Annotated in this window: 17 protein-coding genes; 5 read left to right on the top strand and 12 right to left on the bottom strand. The window is 60.1% G+C overall.

Annotation, left to right across the window (positions count from 1 at the left end):
* The first annotated feature begins 13 nt into the window (after positions 1-13).
* The gene (locus ACNA0J_RS12440) at positions 14-1,222 is read left to right on the top strand and encodes an anhydro-N-acetylmuramic acid kinase (RefSeq protein ID WP_415819169.1); all 1,209 of its coding nucleotides are present in this window, start codon (positions 14-16) and stop codon (positions 1,220-1,222) included.
* Positions 1,223-1,302: 80 nt separating this feature from the next.
* On the opposite strand, the gene erpA is transcribed toward ACNA0J_RS12440, so the two are convergent.
* The 8 genes from erpA to pmbA all read right to left on the bottom strand — a co-directional run bounded on the left by erpA (position 1,303) and on the right by pmbA (position 10,753).
* Entirely contained in the window at positions 1,303-1,671 is a 369-nt protein-coding gene (erpA, locus tag ACNA0J_RS12435; RefSeq protein ID WP_415819168.1) for an iron-sulfur cluster insertion protein ErpA, read from the bottom strand.
* Positions 1,672-1,768: 97 nt separating this feature from the next.
* Positions 1,769-2,554, bottom strand: a complete 786-nt coding sequence (locus ACNA0J_RS12430; protein ID WP_415819167.1) for a DUF6776 family protein — start codon at positions 2,552-2,554, stop codon at positions 1,769-1,771.
* Positions 2,555-2,596: 42 nt separating this feature from the next.
* Positions 2,597-3,661, bottom strand: a complete 1,065-nt coding sequence (gene argC, locus ACNA0J_RS12425) for an N-acetyl-gamma-glutamyl-phosphate reductase (RefSeq protein ID WP_415819166.1) — start codon at positions 3,659-3,661, stop codon at positions 2,597-2,599.
* Between the two features lie 150 nt (positions 3,662-3,811).
* A complete protein-coding gene (locus ACNA0J_RS12420; RefSeq protein WP_415819165.1) occupies positions 3,812-6,574 on the bottom strand; it encodes an autotransporter domain-containing protein in 2,763 nt (920 codons plus the stop codon).
* A gap of 286 nt (positions 6,575-6,860) precedes the next feature.
* The gene (gene rpsI / locus ACNA0J_RS12415; RefSeq protein WP_415807436.1) at positions 6,861-7,253 is read right to left on the bottom strand and encodes a 30S ribosomal protein S9; all 393 of its coding nucleotides are present in this window, start codon (positions 7,251-7,253) and stop codon (positions 6,861-6,863) included.
* A gap of 9 nt (positions 7,254-7,262) precedes the next feature.
* Positions 7,263-7,691 (bottom strand): 50S ribosomal protein L13, encoded by a 429-nt coding sequence (gene rplM, locus ACNA0J_RS12410; protein WP_415819164.1) that lies wholly within the window; start codon positions 7,689-7,691, stop codon positions 7,263-7,265.
* A 401-nt stretch (positions 7,692-8,092) separates the two neighbouring features.
* A complete protein-coding gene (locus ACNA0J_RS12405) occupies positions 8,093-9,190 on the bottom strand; it encodes a TRAP transporter substrate-binding protein (RefSeq protein WP_415819163.1) in 1,098 nt (365 codons plus the stop codon).
* Positions 9,191-9,385: 195 nt separating this feature from the next.
* The gene (pmbA, locus tag ACNA0J_RS12400) at positions 9,386-10,753 is read right to left on the bottom strand and encodes a metalloprotease PmbA (RefSeq protein WP_415819285.1); all 1,368 of its coding nucleotides are present in this window, start codon (positions 10,751-10,753) and stop codon (positions 9,386-9,388) included.
* 71 nt (positions 10,754-10,824) lie between these two features.
* Between pmbA and yjgA the strand changes: the two genes are divergently transcribed.
* Positions 10,825-11,376 carry a ribosome biogenesis factor YjgA gene (yjgA, locus tag ACNA0J_RS12395; protein ID WP_415819162.1) on the top strand — a complete coding sequence of 184 codons (552 nt, stop codon included), beginning with the start codon at positions 10,825-10,827 and terminating at the stop codon, positions 11,374-11,376.
* Positions 11,377-11,457: 81 nt separating this feature from the next.
* Positions 11,458-12,141 carry an alpha/beta hydrolase gene (locus ACNA0J_RS12390; protein ID WP_415819161.1) on the top strand — a complete coding sequence of 228 codons (684 nt, stop codon included), beginning with the start codon at positions 11,458-11,460 and terminating at the stop codon, positions 12,139-12,141.
* Positions 12,142-12,187: 46 nt separating this feature from the next.
* Here ACNA0J_RS12390 and ACNA0J_RS12385 read toward each other — a convergent pair whose 3' ends face one another.
* Positions 12,188-14,635 (bottom strand): bifunctional acetate--CoA ligase family protein/GNAT family N-acetyltransferase, encoded by a 2,448-nt coding sequence (locus ACNA0J_RS12385; protein WP_415819160.1) that lies wholly within the window; start codon positions 14,633-14,635, stop codon positions 12,188-12,190.
* 122 nt (positions 14,636-14,757) lie between these two features.
* Here ACNA0J_RS12385 and gltX point away from each other — a divergent pair, with 122 nt between their 5' ends.
* Positions 14,758-16,155: a glutamate--tRNA ligase gene (gene gltX, locus ACNA0J_RS12380; RefSeq protein ID WP_415819159.1), complete on the top strand. Its 1,398-nt coding sequence runs from the start codon at positions 14,758-14,760 to the stop codon at positions 16,153-16,155.
* Between the two features lie 80 nt (positions 16,156-16,235).
* Here the strand turns inward: gltX and ACNA0J_RS12375 are convergent, their stop codons facing one another.
* The 3 genes from ACNA0J_RS12375 to ACNA0J_RS12365 form a co-directional block, all read right to left on the bottom strand.
* Complete coding sequence (locus ACNA0J_RS12375; protein WP_415819158.1) at positions 16,236-17,465, bottom strand: MFS transporter; 1,230 nt, start codon at positions 17,463-17,465, stop codon at positions 16,236-16,238.
* Between the two features lie 132 nt (positions 17,466-17,597).
* Positions 17,598-18,107 (bottom strand): hypothetical protein, encoded by a 510-nt coding sequence (locus tag ACNA0J_RS12370; RefSeq protein WP_415819157.1) that lies wholly within the window; start codon positions 18,105-18,107, stop codon positions 17,598-17,600.
* A 289-nt stretch (positions 18,108-18,396) separates the two neighbouring features.
* A complete protein-coding gene (locus ACNA0J_RS12365) occupies positions 18,397-18,858 on the bottom strand; it encodes an Lrp/AsnC family transcriptional regulator (RefSeq protein WP_415807445.1) in 462 nt (153 codons plus the stop codon).
* Between the two features lie 143 nt (positions 18,859-19,001).
* On the opposite strand from ACNA0J_RS12365, the gene ACNA0J_RS12360 reads away from it, so the two are divergent.
* Positions 19,002-22,565 (top strand): indolepyruvate ferredoxin oxidoreductase family protein, encoded by a 3,564-nt coding sequence (locus ACNA0J_RS12360; RefSeq protein WP_415819284.1) that lies wholly within the window; start codon positions 19,002-19,004, stop codon positions 22,563-22,565.
* The last annotated feature ends 131 nt before the right edge of the window (positions 22,566-22,696 follow it).

Genomic DNA, 22,696 nt, shown 5'->3' with positions numbered 1-22,696 from the left:
CCTCGCTGATGCCATGCCTCGATCTCGCGGCCAATCTGCTTTGACGACCGGCCGCCTTTTCATCGGCCTGATGTCAGGCACGAGCCTGGACGGCGCCGATGGGGTGCTGGTGCGTCTACATGCACCTGGCGCCGCCCCATCGGAATCCGGTAGCGCTCCCACAACTGCGCACGCGATCAAGAACGTCGCACAGACGCCTGCGATACAGGTCCTGGCAACCGCCGCGCTGCCCATGCCCGCCGAGCTCCGACACGAGTTCCTGGCGCTGAACAAAAGCGGTGCCGACGAGTTGCATCGCGCCGCACTGGCCAGCCAGGCTTTGGCGCGGCTATACGCCGATACGGTCCACGCCCTCTTGGATCAGGCACAGCAACCAGCCACTGCCGTTGCTGCGATTGGCGCACATGGACAAACCGTGCGACACCGTCCGGAATTGGGCTTTACGCTGCAACTCAATGCGCCGGCCTTGCTGGCAGAGTTGACCGGTATCGACGTGGTGGCCGATTTCCGCAGCCGGGACGTTGCCGCTGGAGGCCAGGGTGCCCCGTTGGTGCCGCCGTTTCACGCAGCCATGTTCGCGTCGCCCGCCCCGCGGGCCATTTTGAACCTGGGCGGCATCGGCAACCTGACCCTATTAAAATCCGGTGAGCCGCCACGCGGGTTTGACACGGGCCCCGCCAATGTTTTGCTGGACCTTTGGTGCCAACGGCATACGGGCCAACCTTACGACAAGGACGGGCAATGGGCGGCGACTGGACAGGTACAGCCGGGGCTGCTCGAACATCTATTGACCGAAGAACCCTGGCTCGTGCTGCCGCCCCCCAAATCGACGGGGCGCGACTTGTTTAACGCTGCGTGGCTGGACGAGCGTCTGCAGGATTATGAGGGTGCGGCAAGACTCGCCCCGCAGGACGTTCAAGCGACACTGCAGCGATTTACGGCGCGTACCGTGGCAGATGCGCTAGAGGCAACAGCCCCGGCAACCCACGATGTGCTGGTGTGCGGTGGAGGAGCCCGCAACGCGGGATTGATGCGCGAATTGGCAATCTGCCTGCAGCGCCCCGTTCAACCCACAGACAGCGCGGGCGTACCGGCCCAATGGGTAGAGGCAATGGCCTTTGCCTGGTTGGCACAGGTCTTTTTGGACCGGATTCCGGCGGGCGTACCCGAGGTCACAGGTGCACGCGGGCCGCGTGTACTGGGCGCGCTGTACCCAGCCTGAGCGGCTGGGGCGCTGAAAATCGGATTCTTGCTACAGACGGGGTAGCAGGCAGGCTGGGGCGAGGCCCAGCCTTGCGGACGTTACACCGAGAACGACGAACCGCACCCGCAGGTGGTCGTCGCGTTGGGGTTACGAATCACGAACTGAGCGCCTTCGAGGTCTTCTTTGTAGTCGATTTCGGCACCGACCAAATACTGGAAGCTCATCGGGTCGACCAACAACTGCACGCCGTCCTTGTCCAGCACGGTGTCGTCGTCGCTGACGGCTTCGTCAAAGGTAAAGCCATACTGAAAGCCGGAACAGCCGCCACCCTGCACGAACACGCGCAGTTTCAGTTCGGGGTTGCCTTCTTCGGCCAGCAGATCTTTGACTTTGGCCGCAGCGGAATCGGTGAAAACCAGCGGCGTCGGTGGTGCTTGGAGATCGACGGTTTCGGTGACTGCATTCATGGTGGAGCTCCTGGCCGAAAGATCGGCCAATATCACGTATAAAGTTGACGGGCGAGCCGCCTCAATACTCTCATAGTAGCGCAGACACGGCCGGGGTTCAAAATGCCAGCTTGATAGTGCGGGATGCCCGCACCGTGGATCCCTCGAGCACGCTGATGATCACGGTTTCGGGGACGAATCCCTCTGGCAGCTCGAGCACGCCTTCGCTGCGCTGATATTGATCAAATTGCAGAGACAGAGCGCCGCCGGCAGCCACCGCATCGGGCGCAGCCTTGGGTTTGCCCGGCGACGTATCGGGGGTACCGCTGCCCTCAGGCGTATCGGTCTTTACCTGCATGGGGGCCAAGTCGACAGAGACGACGTCCCCCTTGAGGACACCAGAGGCCTGGAAACGCAATGTCCCCACGAATGGCGCCTCGCTGCGGCCACTGCGCATGAGCAGAACGCGATATTTCAGCCCCTGGCCGTCACGTTGGACCTCAGCGCCACGGATATCGACGGCGCCTTCGGGTCCGGGTGGCAATAATTGCTCAAAAAATGCCAGCCGATCGCGCACGCGGCCCAGCTCTTCTTGGCTCGCACGTAACTGCGCCTCGAGTTCCTGGCGAGCGGCACGCTCGACGGCGATTTCGCCATCCGCAGTATCGAGTTGTGCCCGCAGGAAACGGCTCTCTGCCTGACTTTGCCGTACCGCGGCATCCTGTGCAGCAACTTGCTCAGCAGTGATGACGACACTGGGGACCGCCATCACCGATTTCTGGGCAAACTGATAGCCGGCCAGCGCCCCTAGCGCCAAGCCAACGGCCAGCATACCCAGCAGGAACAGCCATCGCGTGAGAGAGCCGGGACGAGACCCGACCGTGGATTCAGGAGCCGATTGCATCTGAGCCGATCCAGCCAGCCCGGCGGGCCGGCCAGGGATCTCCTACGGCAGAATAGCGACTTGATCGAGCCCGGCAGATTCGGGCAGGCCAAACATCAGGTTCATGTTTTGCACGGCCTGGCCTGATGCGCCCTTGACCAAATTGTCCTGGATGACCAGCACAATCAGCAGATCCCCGTTATTGGGGCGCTGCACCGAGATGCGCAGATTGTTCGAGGCACGCACCGAACGGGTTTCGGGCAAGCTGCCGGCCGGCATGACATCGATAAACGTCTCGTTGGCGTAACGCTTTTCGTACAGCGCCTGGAAGTCCGTGTCCAGTGCCTCTGGGCGGATACGGGCATACAGCGTCGAGAACATGCCGCGGATCATCGGCACCAGATGCGGCACAAACGTCAGGCCGACTTTGCCACCAGCCAGTTTTTCGAGCTGTTCGGTAATCTCGGGATGATGCCGATGCCCTGCCACCCCGTAGGCTTTGAAATTGTCGCTGGCCTCGGAGAACAAGGAACCGACCTCAGCCTTGCGGCCTGCCCCGGAGACCCCCGATTTGCAGTCTGCGATCAAGGTCTGGGTATCGACCAACTGGGCGCCGTTTTCGATCAAGGGGGCCAAGCCGAGCAAAACCGTCGTCGGGTAGCAGCCGGGATTGCCGATGACGCGCGCCTTGGACACGGCCGCGCGGTTGAGTTCGACCAAACCGTAGGTGGACTCCGCCAGGATATCAGGACAAGCATGCGGCATTTTGTACCAACGCTCGAACGTAGCTGTGTCTTGCAGACGGAAATCTGCAGCCAGATCGATGACACGAGTGCCCGCGGCCAATAGTTCTTTGGCCTGTGCCATGGCCACGCCGTGCGGCGTGGCAAAAAACACCACATCGCAATCCGCCAGATTGGCCTTTTCGGGCGTGGAAAACGCCAGACTCACCCGGCCGCGCAAATTGGGGTACATATCCGCCACTGGCAACCCGTCTTCTTTGCGGGAGGTGATGGCAGTCAGTTCGACATGAGGATGTTGCGACAGCAGACGCAGCAACTCGACGCCGGTATAACCGGTGCCGCCGACAATGCCAACCTTGATGCGGGAGTTCGATGCTTGGGCCATGGTGTGGGTGTTCCGTAAGACGAAAAATAATTGTATCGCTAACTTAATACCGATATTTCGTCACCGGACATCCTAGCCCTCACAGATCACGTCGTCCGAGCAAAGACATCGCCAGGCACTCAGCGAAGCACACTGGCCTCTTCCATGCGGCTATCCGAATTCGTAGCGCAGGCCCGCTGAGATTGCCTTGTTGTTCACGCCGTGACCATCAATCTGCATATCAAGGTTGATGAACCAATTCAGATCGATGGAATTCATGCAGGTCGAGGCTCCTAATCCCACCCAACCGCTGTGCCGTTGCAAGCCGATCCCCTGCAAGGTAAATGCCACGTCCGGCGCCCCCTTGAATGCCGCCGTGAAACTCAGGTCGGCAGGATTGCTGTAGCGATAGGCACCTGAACCGGTCAACGTCGTCGTGCCTGCTATCCAGTTAACAGGCCCAGATTGATAACGCATGCCTAGCAAGGCGGCCGCTTGTTTGTACGTGGCACTATCCGCCTGCAACGCAAACTCGCTGCCTGTTTCCGCAAAGGCGCCGCGACGCAAGAGGCTGTACTCGGCACCGACAAAGGGGGAGTAATTAGCATTGCCTATTTCAAATACATGCCCCAACTCGGCATACAGTGACGTCATGCCATCATGACGGCTGCTATCAATGCGTTCAGAACGATCAATGGCAATAACACGCGAAACCTTGGTATTGGTCCAATCGTGCCCGATGCGCCCTGACAGATAGTTGCCCGTCGGCGCGCCATGGCGGCCATATAGCGCGACCCCAACAGCCTGTCCCTTTGAGCGTCCGCCAAGCCCATCAAAGGACGCACTTGCATCAGACGAGGATAGCGCTGCGCCAACAATCGTGTCAGCGCTTAGCCGCTGATCCACACCCAATTGCGCACCGAACGTCTTCGTGTTGGCACTGGCATAGCCAGGTTGACGTAATTTGCCGTCCGCACCCAGCATGGAGACCCACAGCCCAGACAATTCGCGAGCGCGGTTCAACGCATCGACGCGATTCGACAGCGACCGGTTAATCGCCTGCGCTTGCTGAAAATTCAACGCCAGCGACGACGCGTATGCCTCGCCAGTCAAACTTTCCAAAGCATTTCCCAGCTCTTGCAACGTCTCGAGATGCTGCAACGCGGCCGCCTTTTCTACAAACGCACTGCTGACCCTGGTCTGAGCAGATTGCGGTTTGCGATCGAAGAGACACTCCACCTCCTGTGTCTCCTGCCAATGCTGATCCATGGCTCGAAACGAAGACTCGATAGCTTTTGCCGCAGCCTGTTTGGCGCGAGCTCCTTCGAAATGCGCTAGCGAGACAGCGTGTACATCATTACGTTTGATGTCGAGATCTACCTGGGTGGCAGTGTAGATGGGAGACACGGTGAACAAAGGGCTGGCTGCCATCGAAGCAAATTGCCCCTTGATTTCACGTGCCCTCAGCACCGTTTCCCGCAACGTCATGACATACCGAGGATCGGGGTTTGATACTTCCAGCCGCGCCCCGTGGATAAAGGCAAAGTCATCCACAGCGATGGTGGAGCCTAATTGAATCTGCAGTTTTGCACCTTTTGTATCAAGACGCCCCTTGATATGCAACCCGGCACCACTGACCAGCAGCAGGTTCTCATTAGACACAGAACCTCCGATCACTCCGCCGTTGCTGAGCAAGGTGCCGTGCCTCCTGATGTATATCGCGCCTGTCACACTGCCATAAAGCTCAAGCACGCCACTCCAAATATCGGTGGCGCCCGCATAGGTATTTTTTCCCCACAGCACCAATGTGCCAGAACCCGATTTGACCAGCCCGCGATCCCCGCCTATATCGTTAAAAAAATGAGAACGATAACTATCGAAGTCCACAACGAAACTGTCCCCATGCTCAAGCCGCCAGTCAAACAAAGCTGGGCCTCTCACGGCTCTGTCTGGATTTACTTTCCCCCAGCCGTAAATATCGGGATGATCGATAGGATCGATATCGGGATCATCGATAGGATCAGCCGTAGACAACAGCGTTTGCCGCAACTCAGAGTTGTTCATCCAGGGATAGGCTTCGGAGACCAACGCCGCCACCGCCGTCACGACAGGCGCCGAAAATGATGTGCCCTCGAGCACGGTACCGTCACGCATCGGATACGATCCGAGCGCACTGATACACCAGTCGGACGCGTGCCCACATGCATTGGCGTCGGGATGCAGAGTCCCGTCGACACCGAGCCACGTCACGGCAATCCAGCCCTTTTCCAGCTCAGGGGAAAACGCGGGAGCGCTCGCAGGAAGCCCCGGACCAGGCGCTCCGTCGTTCCCCGTTGGCCAAATCAGAAGAGCCCCGTCCCGTAAAACGGCACGGTACAGGTTGTTTTTTTTCAATATGCGCTCATGGTTCTGAAGCTGCTCGGCCACTGTTCCTTCGAGCATTTCGTCATAATCCAGGATGCCATATGAATGATTGATGATCCTGACCCCACGCGCTGCCAATTTGCGATGCGAATAGAAAGGCTTCACGTCGGCATCCAGTGCAATCACGCGGCTGCCGTGCGCCATGCCTTGCCCCAACCCATCGTGCATGTCCCTGCCGGCGATGATACGGCTGACGAAGACGCCATGGTCCTCTACGTCTCGCCCAGAAAATGGTCCGACGAGTTGCCACACGCCGTCCAACGCCTGGTGGGCAGGATTGTCTCCAAAGTCAAAGTCCAAGACGCCTACCGTTACACCGCGCCCAGTGAAGGATTGACGCGATGGCAGCTCAGGCTCAGGCGGCGTCGCTCGCCAAGTCAATAATTTGCCATCTTGATGATTTGCAGCGCTAGACCCGGCCGGTTGCGCATAGATCGTAAACGGCATGGTCAACATGAAGACCGCCGCTAGCCTGAGCCTCCATGTCAACGAGGTCTTGGTGTTAGGCATATCTGCTCTCCGTTCTGCTGCAGGCCCACATTTCAGATGCCGCATTTAAGGCTTCCAACAACGGCCATTGAGTTCTATTGATGACGGAGTGTGTGACGCGTGAGCTGAGACGGTTCCCTCGCACAAGCACAAAATGCCCCCACGCTGCGCCTTCGGCTTGCTGCCCCCCCAGGGGGCGTTTTTGTTTTGGGACGGCCCGGCAACAAAAAAACAAAACNCCCCTGTAAAAACAGGGGCGTTTTGTTTTTGCCAGAGCCACTCGCGCGGCCCTGGTAGAGCAAGACAATTAGCGCTTGCTGAACTGCTTGCGCCGACGTGCCTTGCGGAAGCCGACTTTTTTACGTTCGACTTCACGGGCATCGCGGGTGACGAAGCCAGCTTGCGACAGTGCGGGCTTGAGCGCCGCATCGTAGTCGATCAACGCACGAGTGATACCGTGGCGAATCGCCCCGGCTTGGCCGGTTTCGCCGCCGCCGTGCACGTTGACTTTGATGTCGAACGATTCCAGGTGGCTGGTGAGCTCGAGCGGCTGACGCACGATCATGCGGCCAGTTTCGCGAGCAAAAAATTCGTCGACGGGTTTGCCGTTAACAACGATTTTGCCCGAGCCTTTTTTGATAAAAACACGAGCCACCGAGGTTTTGCGACGGCCGGTTCCGTAGTTCCAGTTACCGATCATGGCGTTTCCTTAGATATCCAGCGGCTGGGGCTGCTGAGCGGTGTGCGGGTGCTCGGCACCAGCGTACACCTTGAGTTTCTTGATCATGGCGTAGCCCAGCGGACCCTTGGGCAACATGCCCTTGACGGCCTTCTGGATGGCGCGGCCGGGAAACCGCTGCTGCAGTTTCTCGAAGTTCGTTTCACGGATACCACCGGGATAGCCGGTGTGACGGAAGTACTTTTTGTCTTGCGTCTTGGTGCCCGTAACAACGATATCGGCAGCGTTGATGATGACGATGTAATCGCCCGTATCAACGTGCGGCGTGAATTCAGGTTTGTGCTTACCACGCAGGCGGCGTGCGACTTCGCTGGCCACACGACCCAGGACTTTGCCCTTGGCGTCGATCACAAACCAGTCACGTTGGACTTCATGCGGCTTGGCCACAAAGGTCTTCATGATTGGTTCCTAAAAGGTAAATTTTTCTGGTCAGAACAGCCTGACGAGAATCTTTTCCTGTTCCGTTGTGCCTTGGCGCATCATCTGGCCCGGGAAACCCGCGCCGGTCATGCGATCCGCAGCTGGCCTAAGCGTTATTAACCGCCCGTGCTACCAACCGGAATAAGGGAAAGTCGGCCATTCTAGCACGATTGCTCAAATATTGTGCAATTCGGTGGTCAGGAACTTGCCAAGCCACTGTGCAATGTGGCCCTGCGGTCCATAGCCTGCAGGCACCAGGGGGGAGCCAACCATGCGGAACGGGCACCTAGTCAACCATCCATCCAGGGTGGTCGAATAGCTCCACAACCCTGGGGACGGCCCACAAAGGCGCCCGTTTTACTGAAGTACCGGCTTTATTTTTACTTGTGCGCCGACATCGCCACGCCCAGGTACTGGTCGTACGAGCCTTCGGCCAAGCGGAACCACGGCACTACGCTGTCACGGAAGCCCATGTAGTTGTCGTACAAAGCCTTGAATTTCGGATCCTTGTCGCTGAATTCCTTGTACACCGTCTGGGCTGCCTGGTACGACGCATCCATCACGGCGCGCGGGAACGGACGCAACTCGGCGCCCGCGGCGATGAGCCGGCGCAGCGCGCCCGGATTTTCGGCATCGTAGCGCGAGGTCATGGCCACATGCGCCACGCGGCTGGCCGCCTCGACGATGGCTTGGTAGTTCTTGGGCAAGCTGTTCCACGCACCTTCGTTCAGGTACAGCGACACCTGGGGACCGCCTTCCCACCAGCCCGGGTAGTAGTAGTACTTGGCGACCTTGTTAAAGCCCAGCTTTTCGTCGTCGTACGGTCCCACGAACTCGACGGCGTCCAGCGTGCCTTTTTCGAGCGAGGGATACACGTCGCCGCCTGCCAGTTGCTGCGGCACCACACCCAGGCGCGACAGGACTTCGCCCGCGAAGCCGGCGGTACGCATTTTCAGACCCTTCAGGTCTTCGACGGTCTTGATTTCCTTGCGGTACCAGCCACCCATCTGCACACCGGTGTTGCCCATGGGGAAGTTGACGATTTTGTGCGGCTTGAACATGTCGCGGGTCAGCTTCATGCCGTCGCCGTTGAACATCCAGGCGTTCATCTGACGCGCGTTCAGACCAAACGGCACGGCCGCGTCAAAGCAAAACGCCGGATCTTTGCCGTAGTAGTAGTACGACACGGTATGACCGCACTCGATCGTGTTGTTGGACACGGCATCCATGACCTGCAAGGCGGGAACGATTTCACCGCCCGGAAAATGGCGGATATTGAATTTGCCGCCCGTGGCTTCGGTGACGAATTTGCAGAAAATGTCGCCGGTACCGAACAGCGCATCCAGGCTGCGCGGAAAGCTGGACGCCATGCGCCAGTTCAGGCTGGGTGCGTCTTGCGCGAATACCGGTGCGGCAACTGCCGCGCTGCCCGCGACAGCGCCCAGGCCGGCTTGTTTCAAAAAGGAACGACGTTGCATAAAGGTTGGCTCCTCGACAGCAATTTGGTATGAGATATCGCACGCGATATGTGGCGGATATTACACGTTGTTATATCTATACCGTAAGAGGGGTTACCAGCCCGCACGCCGACAATCGTGAAATGGGTCCGCCAAAAAGGCCGGGCGGCACTGACCCCGGCCTGTCCAGAGGCAAAAAAGAAGCCACCGGGCGAATCAGATCCCGGCAATCGCCATTTGCTCGACAAGAATCGAGCCTGTGCGTTTGGTCCCACGAGCGATCGTATCGGCGCCCACGGCGACAATCTGGCGGAACATATCAGCCAGATTGCCGGCGATCGTGATTTCCTGGACCGCGTGCTGGATCTGGCCGTTTTCCACCCAATATCCGAACGCGCCGCGCGAATAATCGCCCGTGACGTAATTGACGCCCTGCCCGATCAGCTCTGTAACCAGCAGCCCGGTGCCGAGCTTGCGCAGCATGGCCTCGAAATCATCGTTGGCCGAGGTCAGGCGCGACGACAGGGTCAGGTTATGCGAGCCGCCCGCGTTGCCCGTGGTGGTCATGCCGAGCTTGCGCGCGGTGTAGGTCGACAGGAAATAGCCCTGCAGCACGCCGCCTGTCACCACGCTGCGCGCCCGGGTGCGCACACCCTCGTCATCAAAGGGCGAACTGCCCATGCCGCCACGCACGTGGGGGTCTTCGGCAATGTCGATATGGTCGGGAAAGATGGGCTTGCCCAGGGCATCGACCAGGAAACTGGTCTTGCGGTATAAGGCGCCGCCGCTGGTCGCCTGCGTAAACGCGCCTAGCAGCCCCAATGCCAGAGGCGCCTCGAAGAGCACAGGAAATTTGCCCGTGCGAATTCGTTTGGCCGACAGGCGTGACAAGGTGCGCTCGGCCGCGTAACGGCCGACGGCCTCGGGGGCGGCCAGCAGCGCAGGGTCGCGTTCCGAGCTATACCAGTAGTCGCGCTGCATGTTGTTGCCGCGCCCGGCGATCGGGGCGACCGACAGACTGTGGCGCGAGTACGGGTAACCACCCAAGAAGCCTCGGGTATTACCCATGACGAACTGGCCTTCGTAGGTACCTACGGTCGCGCCATCGGTATTGGTAATGCGGCGATCCACGGCCCGGGCCGCGCGCTCGGCGCGCAATGCCAGCTCGGCGGCCTGCTCCGTCGTGACAGGCCAGGGGTAATGCAAGGCCAGATCGGGCACATCGGTGGCCAACTGATCGGCATCGGGCAAGCCCGCCGCCGGATCGGCTGCCGTATGGCGGGCGATGTGCCAGGCGGCCTCGACCGTCTGGCGCAGAGCGGCCTCGGAAAAATCGGAGGTCGAGGCCGAGCCGCGGCTTTGGCCGGCGTACACCGTCAAATCCAGCGAACGATCGCGGGTTTGCTCGACCGTTTCGATGTCGTCTTTACGTACCGACACCGAAAGCCCCAGGCTTTCGGAAATCTCGGCAGCGGCGTCACTGGCCCCAATCTGGCGTGCATACGCCAGGACTTGTTCGACCAGTTCGCTGAAACGCGCGTGGTTCGCGGCCAGGGGAAGAGAGGAGGTAGAAGTATTGACCATTGCAGTCCAGTAAGCAGAGACGGTTATCATAGCCAAGTCTGCGTTGATGCTGTTCCCCCATTGCATTCCTCATGAATTCTTCTATCCCTGATTCGACCGCCGAAGGCGAGTTCGACGAAAACGGTTACGACCGCCCCAGCAAATCGCAAGTCAAGCGCGAAATGCATGCTCTGCTCGATTTGGGCAAGCAATTGATCGAGTTGCCTGACGACCGTCTGAAGCAATTGCCCCTGGCCGAACGCCTGTACGAGGCAATTCGCCTGGCGCAAAAGACGACCAGCCGCGAAGGCAAGCGCCGGCAGACTCATTTTGTCGGCAAGCTGATGCGTGATGCGCCCGCTGATGAGATCCGTGCGCAGCTCGATGTCTGGCAAAACGGCTCACGCGAAGAAACGGCCGCCATGCATCGGCTGGAGTCGCTACGTGACAAGCTGCTGAGCGATGACGATGCCTTGACCGAATTGCTCAACGCCCACCCCGGCGCCGATGTGCAGGCACTGCGCGCGACGATACGGGCGGCTCGCAAAGAGGCGCAGGGCAATGCCGCCCTGCAGCAAGGCCAAGAGCCGCAGCGCAAGCAGTACCGGGCGCTGTTTCAAGCCCTGAAAGCCTTGTCTGCCTGACGCCGATCCAAACCACAGCGTCAATCAATAGCCATTAGCCAAACCGGACCGTTTTCGGCCCTCTCGTTTCTTCCTGCCACCATGACTGCTACCCCTGCCTTGTTGGACTGCATCGAAATGCAGACCGCCCCCAACCCGACTCATGCCGTGATATGGCTGCATGGCTTGGGAGCCGACGGTAATGACTTTGCGCCTATCGTGCCCGAACTCCGGTTAGGCAGCAGCCCGGCTGTGCGCTTTGTGTTTCCTCACGCCCCGGTACAACCCGTGACGATCAACGGCGGGATGGCCATGCGGTCGTGGTACGACATTCTGGTCACTGACTTGGTACGCCAAGAGGACGCAACGGGCATCCGGCAATCCGAAGCCGCCGTACGGGCGCTGATCGCTCGCGAAAACGCTCGCGGCATCCCGACCTCGCGCATTGTGCTGGCCGGATTCTCGCAAGGTTGCGCGATGACGCTGCATACAGGGCTGCGGCTGGAAGAAAAGCTGGCAGGCATGATAGGCCTGTCCGGTTATCTGCCATTGCTGGACACGGCAGCCGCCGAGCGCCACACGGCCAATGCCGGCACGCCGATTTTTCTGGCGCACGGCACGTTTGACCCTGTCGTTGCACTGCCGCGTGCCGAGGCCTCGTTGGCGCAATTGCAGTCGCTAGGCTATGACGTGCGCTGGCACACATACCCGATGCCACACTCGGTATGCGCACCGGAAATCAACGATATCGCGGCGTTTTTGCGAGAAGTCTTGGTAGCGGGGTAATTGGGGAAAAACCCAAATCGGGTACGACAAAGCCCAATTCGGGTTTTCAGGAAAGCAGATTCAACCATACACGTCGCATGGTGGGGTCTTCCGGATCCGGATCGTTCGTAAATCCCAGACGCGTCATCAAGGTCAGCATCGGCCGGTTATTGGCCAACACGAGGCCATCGATATATTCCAACCCTTGGTCACGGGCCGCGTCGATCAGGGCCTGCATCAGTTGTCCGCCCAGATGACGGCGTTGCCAGTCATCACCAATGACCAATGCATACTCGGCGCCGCGCCCATCGGCATTACGCAAATAATGCGCAAAACCGATGATGATCTCGTGTGGATGCCCCCGGTTTGCCGGATTTGGCACATAGGTGGTCGCCACGAGCGCCAGCTCGCGGTGGTAATCGATTTGCGTGTAGCGCGCCACCATGCGCGGCGTGAGCTCGCGCATCATGGACACAAAGCGCATATAACGCGAACGCTCTGACAGGCCGCGAATGAAATCCTGCAAGGTCTGTCCGTCCTCGGGACGAATGGGGCGGATCACCCATTCTGTCCCGTCATCAAATTCGCGGCGACGCACCAGACGCGCCGGATAAGGATGGATCGCCATATGCGGATAACCGCTGGCTTGCGGCGTGGCGCAGGCAGGCTCAGCGCACAGCGTGATGCGCAAGCCGGCGGCGCGCAACTGCGATTCACCCGCATACAGCGGATCGATATCCAGCGACTCGATCGCGGGCAATTCGGAGATCACCTCGGACACCTGAACCAATGTGTGCTGCAGGGCTTCGGCGGCAACACTGCTGATTTGCGAAGCGAGCACGCGCTGCCACGTACGGCTGCGTTCTATCAGTTGGCGCGCCAAAAAACCATTTAGCGGCGGCAAATCCCGGCCTCTATCGGAGCCCGCCGATAGCAATGCATCGGGGCCGCCTGCACCGAATTGAATGATAGGACCAAAATTCGGATCACGCCGCACGCGAATGGCCATAGGCCGCGACTCGGGCTCGCCCGGCAGCACGCCCGCAGGAACATCACGCAGCGGGACGTAAAAGGCATCCAACACGCTACGACACTCGGACACAGACAAATCCAGGCGGCCGGCCGCGCGGGCGGCGTCCAGCACAAGACGCGCCTTGGCCACATCCGGCAAACGGCTCGGTGGCTCGGGCGGCAGAGTCTGCAGCAGCAATTGTTGGTTGTAGTAATGCGTGGACAGCACCCCAAACGCATCGGCAGCCGACTCCGGCGTGCGAAATGCCGGCGTGCCGACATCGTCCAACATCCGGCGCAGCGGCCGCATGCCTGCGTCGCCCATGAAGCAACTGACCACGGGCTTGCGGGCGTTCGGGGCAAACTGCGCCAATTGACGCGCGACAGCGGACATGTCCGCCAACGCATCCGGCGCCAACACCACCAGCACGCCGTCAACACCCTGATCGTCAATCAAACTATCCAGCATGGCCTGTATGCGCTCTGGCGTCAGGGGCACATAGGTAATGACAGGATTGGCAGTCGCCGCATCGGGCTCGAGCAGCTCCGTCAACGCCCGCCGTGTAGCAGGCGCCAACTCGGCTCGCAACATCGCCGTATCCGGCCCGATGAGATCCAAGGCCAACTGAGGCGGGCCACTGCCATTGGACAGGATCGCAACGCGGCGGCCACGCGGACGGCGTGTATACCCCAGCACCTTGACTGCCGAGAACAGCTGCACAAAATACCGGACGCGTACCGCGCCTGCCCGCCGCAGTGCTGCATCCAGAGCAGGATCGCTGCCCGGCGGGCCATCACGGCCAGCCTTGAGCACAATCACGGGTTTGACGCTGGCGGCCGAGCGCAGCGCGCTCATGAATTCACGTGCGACGCCCACGTCCTCCAGGTACAGCACGATGCTGTCCGTCCTCGGGTCGCTGGCCAAAAAGTCCAGCACTTGAGCCAGCCGGATCGAGGCCTCGTCTCCCAGCGAAATCGCGGTGGAAAAGCCAATATGCACATCGTCCGCCCAGTCCATCACAGCGGCGGTGATCGACCGCGATTGCGTCACCAGCGCCACCCGGCCGGCGCGCGCCAAAAAGGAATGCTGGCTGAAATTCAGGCTGGCGTGGGGCCGTTGCAGCCCAAAGGCTCTCGGCCCCAGTAGCGCGCACCCTGTTTGCTCGGCCCAGGCGCGGCATAACGCCAAGGTGCCGCCAGGATAGGGATCCGGCAGCTCGTGGGGCAGCACAATCGCAGCGCGCGGCTGCAACCCCGTCAAGCGCCGCAAAACATCCGGCAATATAGAGGGAGAGACGCATATCAGCGCCAGATCCGGCCGTTGCCCGGCTGACAGGCCCTGACAGCTCTCGGGAATCGCCGGCGCCTGCCCCGCCTGCACATCGACCAGGGTCGTGCTCGCACGCAATTCGGCCCGTAAAGTATTGACCACAGGCAGGGGCCGGTCGGCCACGATCACCAGGGATTTGGGGTCGAACAGCGGGGCAAGAGCGTGTCGCAACATAGGCAGGTCGGGCGCTATTCTAAAATAAGCCCATCGTAACAAGACGGCCGCGTGATCGCTATGATCGCGTCCCATGTTTTCCGCCCTGTCGCGGCGGCCTGCCACGCTTTTTCCTGCTGACTATGACTTCGACCCCTATCCGCACCCGTTTTGCCCCCTCGCCCACGGGTTTTCTGCATCTGGGCGGCGCACGCACTGCGCTGTTTTCCTGGGCGTTTGCGCGCCACAATCAGGGTGTCTTCGTGCTGCGCATCGAAGACACCGACCTGGAGCGCTCCACGCCCGAGGCGGTGCAAGCCATTCTGGACAGCATGGACTGGCTGGGCATGCAACCGGACGAAGGCCCGTTCTATCAAATGCAGCGTATGGACCGCTATCGCGAAGTCGTCGCACAAATGTTGCAAGCCGGGACGGCCTATCATTGCTACAGCTCGCCCGAAGAAGTCGAGCAAATGCGCGAAGCCGCCCGCGCCAAAGGATTGAAGCCGCGATACGACGGCACCTGGCGCCCGGAGCCGGGCAAAACGCTGCCTGCCATCCCCGAGGGCCGCAAACCAGTCGTGCGTTTCAAGAACCCCCAAGACGGCGCCACCGGTTGGAACGACATGGTCAAAGGCCCGATCAGCTTTGACAACAGCGAACTCGACGACCTGATCATCGCTCGTCCCGACGGCACGCCTACGTATAACTTCTGCGTGGTGGTCGACGATTGGGATATGGGCATGACGCATATTCTGCGCGGTGATGATCACGTCAACAACACGCCGCGTCAGATCAACATTTTGCGCGCGCTGGGCGCGACGGTGCCGGAATACGGCCACGTGCCTATGATCCTGGGTCCCGATGGTGAAAAACTGTCTAAACGCCATGGCGCCGTCAACGTGATGGAATACGATGCACAAGGCTACTTGCCCGAAGCGATGATCAACTATCTGTCGCGCCTGGGCTGGAGCCATGGTGATGACGAACTCTTCACGCGCGAGCAATTGGTGCAATGGTTCGACACGGATCATCTGTCTAAATCTGCATCGCAATGGGATCCGAAAAAGCTGAACTGGGTCAATGCGCACTACATCAAGCAGATGGACAACGCCGAGCTGGCCGCTCGCGTTGCCCCGCGCATTGAAAAGCGTGGCGGCAACCCGGCTGCTACCGACCTGCCCGCCGCGATAGGATTACTGAAAGACCGCGCCGAAACGTTGGAACAGTTGGCCGAATCCGCGATGTTGTTCTGCAAACCGTTCGCGCCTGCGCCAGCCGAGTTGGTAGAGCAACACCTGACCCCTGCTGCGCGCGAAGCCCTGGCCGACTTTGCGCAACGAGCCGCAGACACGGACTGGACACGTGAGGGCATCACCGCGCTCATCAAGGCCGTGCTGGCCGATCGCGGCCTGAAAATGCCGCAGCTGGCGATTCCATTGCGTGTTGCCGTGGTGGGTCAGACCCAGACACCGGCAGTGGATGCGGTGCTCGCTTTGATTGGTAAAGATACGGTATTGCAGCGCTTGGGCGCGATCTGAGCAGACACGCCCAACCGGAACTGTGAGGCTAAAAAGGTGCTGCCAACGATTTGGCGGCACCTTTTTCATTCTTCACGCCTTTATTGAACCACCGGCTCGCCGGTTTTCGCCTGCGCGCGGCGCTTTAATGCCCATGCAAAGCTGGCACCCAACAGAGGCAGCAGCACGGCCGACGTACCAAACAGCACGGCAGCGCCTGCAACGTCCACAAACACACCGGCCAACGCTACCCCGACTGCTTGTCCCAGAAACAAGCATGAGGCAAACCACGCCACGGCGGTTCCTCTCGCCGATGGCACCATTTGCGTCGCGTTGGTTTGCAGCGTCGCATGCAGCAGGTAATAGCCAAAGCCCGCAAGTACGCCCGCTCCCAAAGCCCATCCCCATGCCGGGCCGAGCCAATACGCAAGAAAGGCAACGCACAGAACAACGCCACCCGCGGCGGCGAGACCGCGTTCTCCCAACCAACGCAGCATCCGTCCCGCGACCAAGGTGTAAAGCAGCCCGCCCAAGGCATACACGGCCACAACGGCCCCGGCTGCCGTCAATGACAATCCGAACCGATCATGCAAATAAGCGGGTGCGAATGCCAAAGAGCCAAACACCAGCAGCCCCTCCAGGAACACCGTGACCAAGACAATGCGCGCCCACGGCACACCAAACACCGTGCGCATCTGAGCCACAAAACCGCGCTGCGGCACGGATTGAGATGCCGTCGCCGAACCTGCCGATGATCGCCGCTGCGCAGCTTGTTGCGCGACCTCGCGCAACAGCAGGCTACCGACAATCACATATCCGACGACCAGGAACGCAAAGGCCCAGCGCCATCCCATGGTGTCTGTGATCAAGCCCCCGGCCAACTGGCCCATCGCCATTCCCAAAATCGTGCCGGTCAGAAAACGCGCCAACGTCGCCTGACGCTCTTCATAGGGCACGTTATCGCCGATCCAGGCCATCGATAACGGCACAATGCCGCCACCTGCCGCCCCAGACAACGCCCGGCACACAATCAATACGTCCAGGTTCGGCGCCACTACCGCTCCCGCACTGCCTATGGCGCACGCAAACGTCGCGATGGCAACAACGCGGAATTTGCCATAGCGATCCCCCACCGGTCCGAAAAACATCTGCAGCAAGCCGTACGCTACGGCAAACGCCGTCACCGTAGCGCCTGCCTGGCCGGTCGACGTACCGAATTCAGCGGCCAGCCGCGGCAACATCGGATCGCAAATACGAAAAGCACTGGCGCTGACGAAAGCCGCCAGCGCCAGCAAGAGAATGGCTCGATTCTGGGAATGTGGAGAGGACATCTGCGCCGTATGATTTCGATTCTGAAACGAGAATAGGCGCCCGACGACAGTCTATCCAGGAAATATGCAGGGCCGTCCCCAAGTTCCCGCATTTCCGACAGGGATCGAACCAGGCACTACCCTGGGGAGCGCTCAATAAGGTAAACGATAACCCGGTTGCATGCGACGCGCCGTAATGGACTGCCCGCCACTGCGCAATTCGCGCAGCGTCAAACGCGCCGGCTCGGTTTTCTCGATCCGATAGCGGTTCTGATAAATAGGATCGTCCATGTCGATCAACTCGCCATTGGATTTGATCGTCTGCAAGGTGATCACACCACCGGCGGCCTGCCAGCAGCCTGCCTCGCGCAAGCCTGGACGAATACGTTTGCCCACCTTCAGCTGCGTGTCATAGGCCATTGAGCCATCGGCCCCCAACACAATCAACGCACGAAAATCGCCGGCCACCCCGCGAGGGCTCGTGTTGGACTGCCATGTACCGACCAACTGACTGCCTGCCTCGGCCGGCGAGCAAACAATAGGCCGAGACGCCTCAGGCGCAACAGAAACCTGTTCAACGGGCGCTTTTTTTGTCACGCATCCCGCCAACGTCAACACTGCGCCCGCCACAACAAAACCGCGATACCGCCACACACTCTTCATGACACCCTCGAAACACACGCGCATCACACCGCTGCATAGCGGATCTATCCCTGCGCATTTGCAGGTGCGACTCTAATGAGGGCGTGCTCAGGATGCAATGCAGCAATATCGAAAATGCTGTATAGACGCAACAGTCTGGAAACAAACAATGAACACGAAAATCTTGACTTTGCTACCGGGGATCGCCGTTATTTCGAGGGCCATCGCACCGTTGGTTAACGCAATCCGCGCGATCACACCGCGAACATCACGTCACAAACTCCAAACGACCGACATCATGCTGCCAACTTCATGCGGCATCGAGGGGTAAACGGACTTCGTGCTTGATCTCGCGCAAGGCCACAATCGTGCGAGTCTGACGAATCCCCGGCAGATTAAAAAGAAAGCGATGCAGGAACCGGTCATAGGCCTCCGGGCTTTCCACCAGGATCTTCAACAAAAAATCCGAGTCTCCGGTAACCGCATAACACTCCAGAATCTCCGGCGCATTGCGCACCGAACGCTCGAAATGCTCTACCGTGCTGGCCGAATGCCGCTCGAGACTGATCTGGGCGAACATGCACCCCTGCAACCCGACCTTGGTGCGGTCCACCTGGGCCGAATAACCCAAGATCACGCCAGCGGCCTCCAGCGCCTTCACACGGCGCCACACCGGCGCAGTGGACAAGCCTACCTGCTCGGACAGTTGCTGAGCCGATGCCCGGCCGTCTTCTTGCAAGGCGCGCAGGATACCAATGTCTGTCTTGTCCATTTTTTCCCCTGTTTTCACTCAAAACGAAATGTTTATTTCGAATTATAGGGATTACACGATCCAATAACGCAATAAATCGTCATCCGTGCGCACCTATGATGATCGTAATAATAGGCAGGAGCGACATCATGGACGGCACCCCACTGGATCCGGTCCCGGCAAACGAGCCGGCGTTGGATCTGGACTACCAATTGCAGGACAACCTCACGCGCACAAGTGGCCGCATTTTTCTGACAGGGACTCAAGCCCTGGTGCGCATCCTGTTGGCCCAACGCCGCCGCGATCGTGAGCGCGGGTTGAATACGGCGGGCTTTATTTCGGGGTATCGGGGCTCACCTCTGGGCGGCGTAGACATGGCCATGTGGAAAGCCAAGCCCATTCTCGACGCCCATCAAATCACCTTTCTGCCTGGCATTAACGAAGACATGGCGGCTACTGCCGTCATGGGCACACAACAGGCAGGCGTGCGTGATGATCGCAAAGTCGACGGCGTATTTGCGCTGTGGTACGGCAAAGGCCCCGGCGTAGATCGCGCGGGCGACGCCCTGCACCACGGCAACGCTGCCGGCGCCTCGCGCCATGGCGGCGTGCTGGTGGTTGTCGGCGACGATCACACCGCTGTCTCGTCGTCCATTCCGCATGCGAGCGAGGCCTCGTTGATCGGCTGGCAAATGCCGATCGTGCACCCGGCCTCGATCGACGAATACGAAACCTTTGCCCTCTGGGGCTGGGCCTTGTCGCGTCACAGCGGCGCATGGGTCGCATTCAAAGCTGTCTCCGAAACCATCGAGAGCGGTCAGTCGTACATCCCTGCCCCCAGCGTGCAATACGACATGCCTGCCGATCCCGAATTGCCCCCCGAGGCGTTGGAATACACCGCGCGCGACTTTCTGTCTCCTGCAGTCGAACTGCGCATGCAGACACGCCTGAAAGCCGTGCGCGCTTTTGCACGGCGCCACAGCATCGACAAACTCGTCTGTCCCGCGCCACACGCCACGGTGGGGATCGTCACGGTCGGCAAGGCGCATCTCGACACGCTGGAAGCACTCGCGCATCTGGGCATCAACCCCCACGCCGCGGATGGCCCCGTGCGTATTTACAAGCCGGGACTGACCTGGCCGCTCGATGCCGATCGTCTGTCTGATTTCGCACACGGCCTGTCGCACATCCTGGTCATCGAAGAAAAAGGCGCAGTCGTCGAAAGCCAGATCAAAGACCTGCTTTACAACCGTCCCGAGCGCCCAACCGTCGCAGGCAAGACTGGATGGGACGGCGAATCCTTGATCCCGTCAGCCGGCCAATTACGCCCCTCATTGCTGGCAGCCCCCCTGGCCGCATGGCTGACACGCGCAGCGGGACTGCACCACGTGTCCGTTCCCGCCACGCTGACTTGCGCTGCTCCGCTATCCAATGACGCCGATGGCATGCGCCGACGCCCGTACTTCTGCTCGGGGTGCCCGCACAACAGCTCAACCAAAGTCCCCGAAGGCAGTCAGGCGCTCGCAGGAGTGGGCTGTCATTACATGGCGGCGTGGATGGACCGCAATACCTCCGGCCTGACACAAATGGGGGGTGAGGGGGTCGACTGGATCGGACTCTATAACTATATAGAGATGCCCCATGTCTTTCAGAACATGGGCGAGGGCACGTACTACCACTCCGGCTATCTCGCGATCAGGCAGGCCGTCGCAGCACGGGCCAACATCACATACAAGATTCTGTTCAACGATGCCGTCGCCATGACGGGCGGGCAGCCGGTGGACGGACCGATCTCCGTGCCGCAGATCTGCCAGCAATTGCGCGGCGAGGATGTCGCCCGCATCGTCGTCACCACTGACGAACCTGAAAAATATCAAGGCGTCGAGTTACCTGCCGGCGTGACAGTGCATCACCGGCGCGAACTGGATGCTCTGCAACGCGAACTGCGCGAGACCAAAGGAGTCACGGTCCTGATTCACGACCAGACCTGTGCCGCCGAAAAACGCCGTCGCCGCAAAAAACAACAATTCCCCGACCCCGCGCGGCGGCTGCTGATTAACAGCGCAGTGTGCGAAGGCTGTGGCGACTGCGGAACGCAATCCAATTGCTTATCGATCGTGCCCATGGAGACGCCCTATGGGCGCAAGCGCGCCATCGATCAGTCCAGCTGCAACAAGGACTATTCCTGCGCCGAAGGGTTTTGCCCGAGCTTTGTGTCGGTCATGGGAGGCAAACTGCGCAAGCAGGCTGCACCACGCGAGAGCTCGGCCACGGCAGGCAACGGAGCTTCGAACGCCACCGCGACGGCTGCCACCTCGACGACCGCTGCATGGCATCAAGACGCTGCTGCGGTGCCCATGCCCTCCATTGCCCCCCTCACGCAGCCCTATCGGCTGTTGGTCGCGGGAATGGGCGGCACCGGCGTGATCACCATCGGGGCGATCGTATCCATGACGGCCCATCTGCAAGGCCTCTCAGCCTCAGTCTTGGACCTAACGGGCTTGGCGCAAAAAGGCGGCACGGTCATCAGCCATATCCGGTTGGCGCCCGCGCATGCCGCCAATGGGCCAGTCAGACTGGATTGGCAGCAAGCCGATGCCGCGATTCTGTGCGATCCGGTTGCCGCCACTGCACCTGACGCCTTGGGCGCGCTACGTCATTCCCACACGCAAGCCGTGATCAACACTTACGTTGCACCGGTTTCTGAATTTACCCGCGACCCCGATGCAGCATTACGGCCCGATGCCTTGCTGGCCAAAATCCAGCATGCGGTCGGCGCCAGCCATACTGCCGCCTTGGACGCCCATCACGCTGCGCAAACGCTATTTGGCGACAGCATTCTGTCCAATATGTTCATGTTGGGCTACGCCTGGCAGCGCAACCACGTGCCGCTATCGCATGCTGCACTGGTCCGCGCCATCGAGCTCAATGGAGTCTCGGTACAGGCCAATCGCGATGCTTTTGAAGCCGGCCGGCTCGCCGCGCACAACCCCAAAGCACTGGCGGCGGCTTTACGCCCTGCGGGACAAGTCGTCCAACTGCACATTCCCGAATCGTTCGAGCGCATGGTGTCGCGCCGCGTTCGCGACCTGACCGCCTACCAAGACGCCGGCTATGCGCGCCAGTATCAGCAGCTGGTCGAACGCGTGGCGCAACGCGAACGCGAGGTAGCGCCCTCCTCTCGTTCACCGCGATTGGCCATCGCGGTCGCCCGCAATCTGTTCAAACTGATGGCCTACAAAGACGAGTACGAAGTCGCCCGGCTCTATACAGATGGCACGTTCCAGCAGCAATTGCGCGAACAATTCGAGGGAGACTACACCCTGCGTTTTCACATGGCGCCACCACTGCTGGCACGCAAAGACCCCCACACGGGCATTCCTCGCAAGATTTCCCTGGGCCCCGCGACCCTGACCCTGATGAAAGTCCTGGCACGGTGCAAACGCGTACGGGGGACGTGGCTGGACCTCTTTGGCCGCAGCGAGGAACGCCGGATGGAACGCGACCTGATCGCTCAATATCGCCAGACAGTGGACACCTTGCTCGAGCATTTATCGCCCGCCAATCTGGCCCAGGCCGCCAAGATTGCGGCGCTGCCAGATCAGGTTCGCGGTTTTGGTCACGTCAAAATGGCCAATGTGGCGCAATACCGCAATGCTCTGCAACAGGAACTGCAACATTACGGCTTACCGGCCATGACGGAGATTTCTGTGCGCAGACGCGCGTAAAATAATGACCTGAAGTAATCACTACGCCGCACGCGCCTGATTGGCGCGTGCTTCGCATTTTGTCACGATTAATTAATCCGCCCTCAACAGCTTCTTCTTGTGCCATTCCCCCATTGATCACTAGAATTAGT

Origin of the sequence: Bordetella tumbae (assembly GCF_965139195.1) — a bacterium.
Classification (GTDB): Bacteria; Pseudomonadota; Gammaproteobacteria; order Burkholderiales; family Burkholderiaceae_B; genus Bordetella_A; species Bordetella_A tumbae.
Note: the sequence above shows the minus strand (reverse complement) of the source record. Positions and strands in the feature narration are given on the sequence as shown.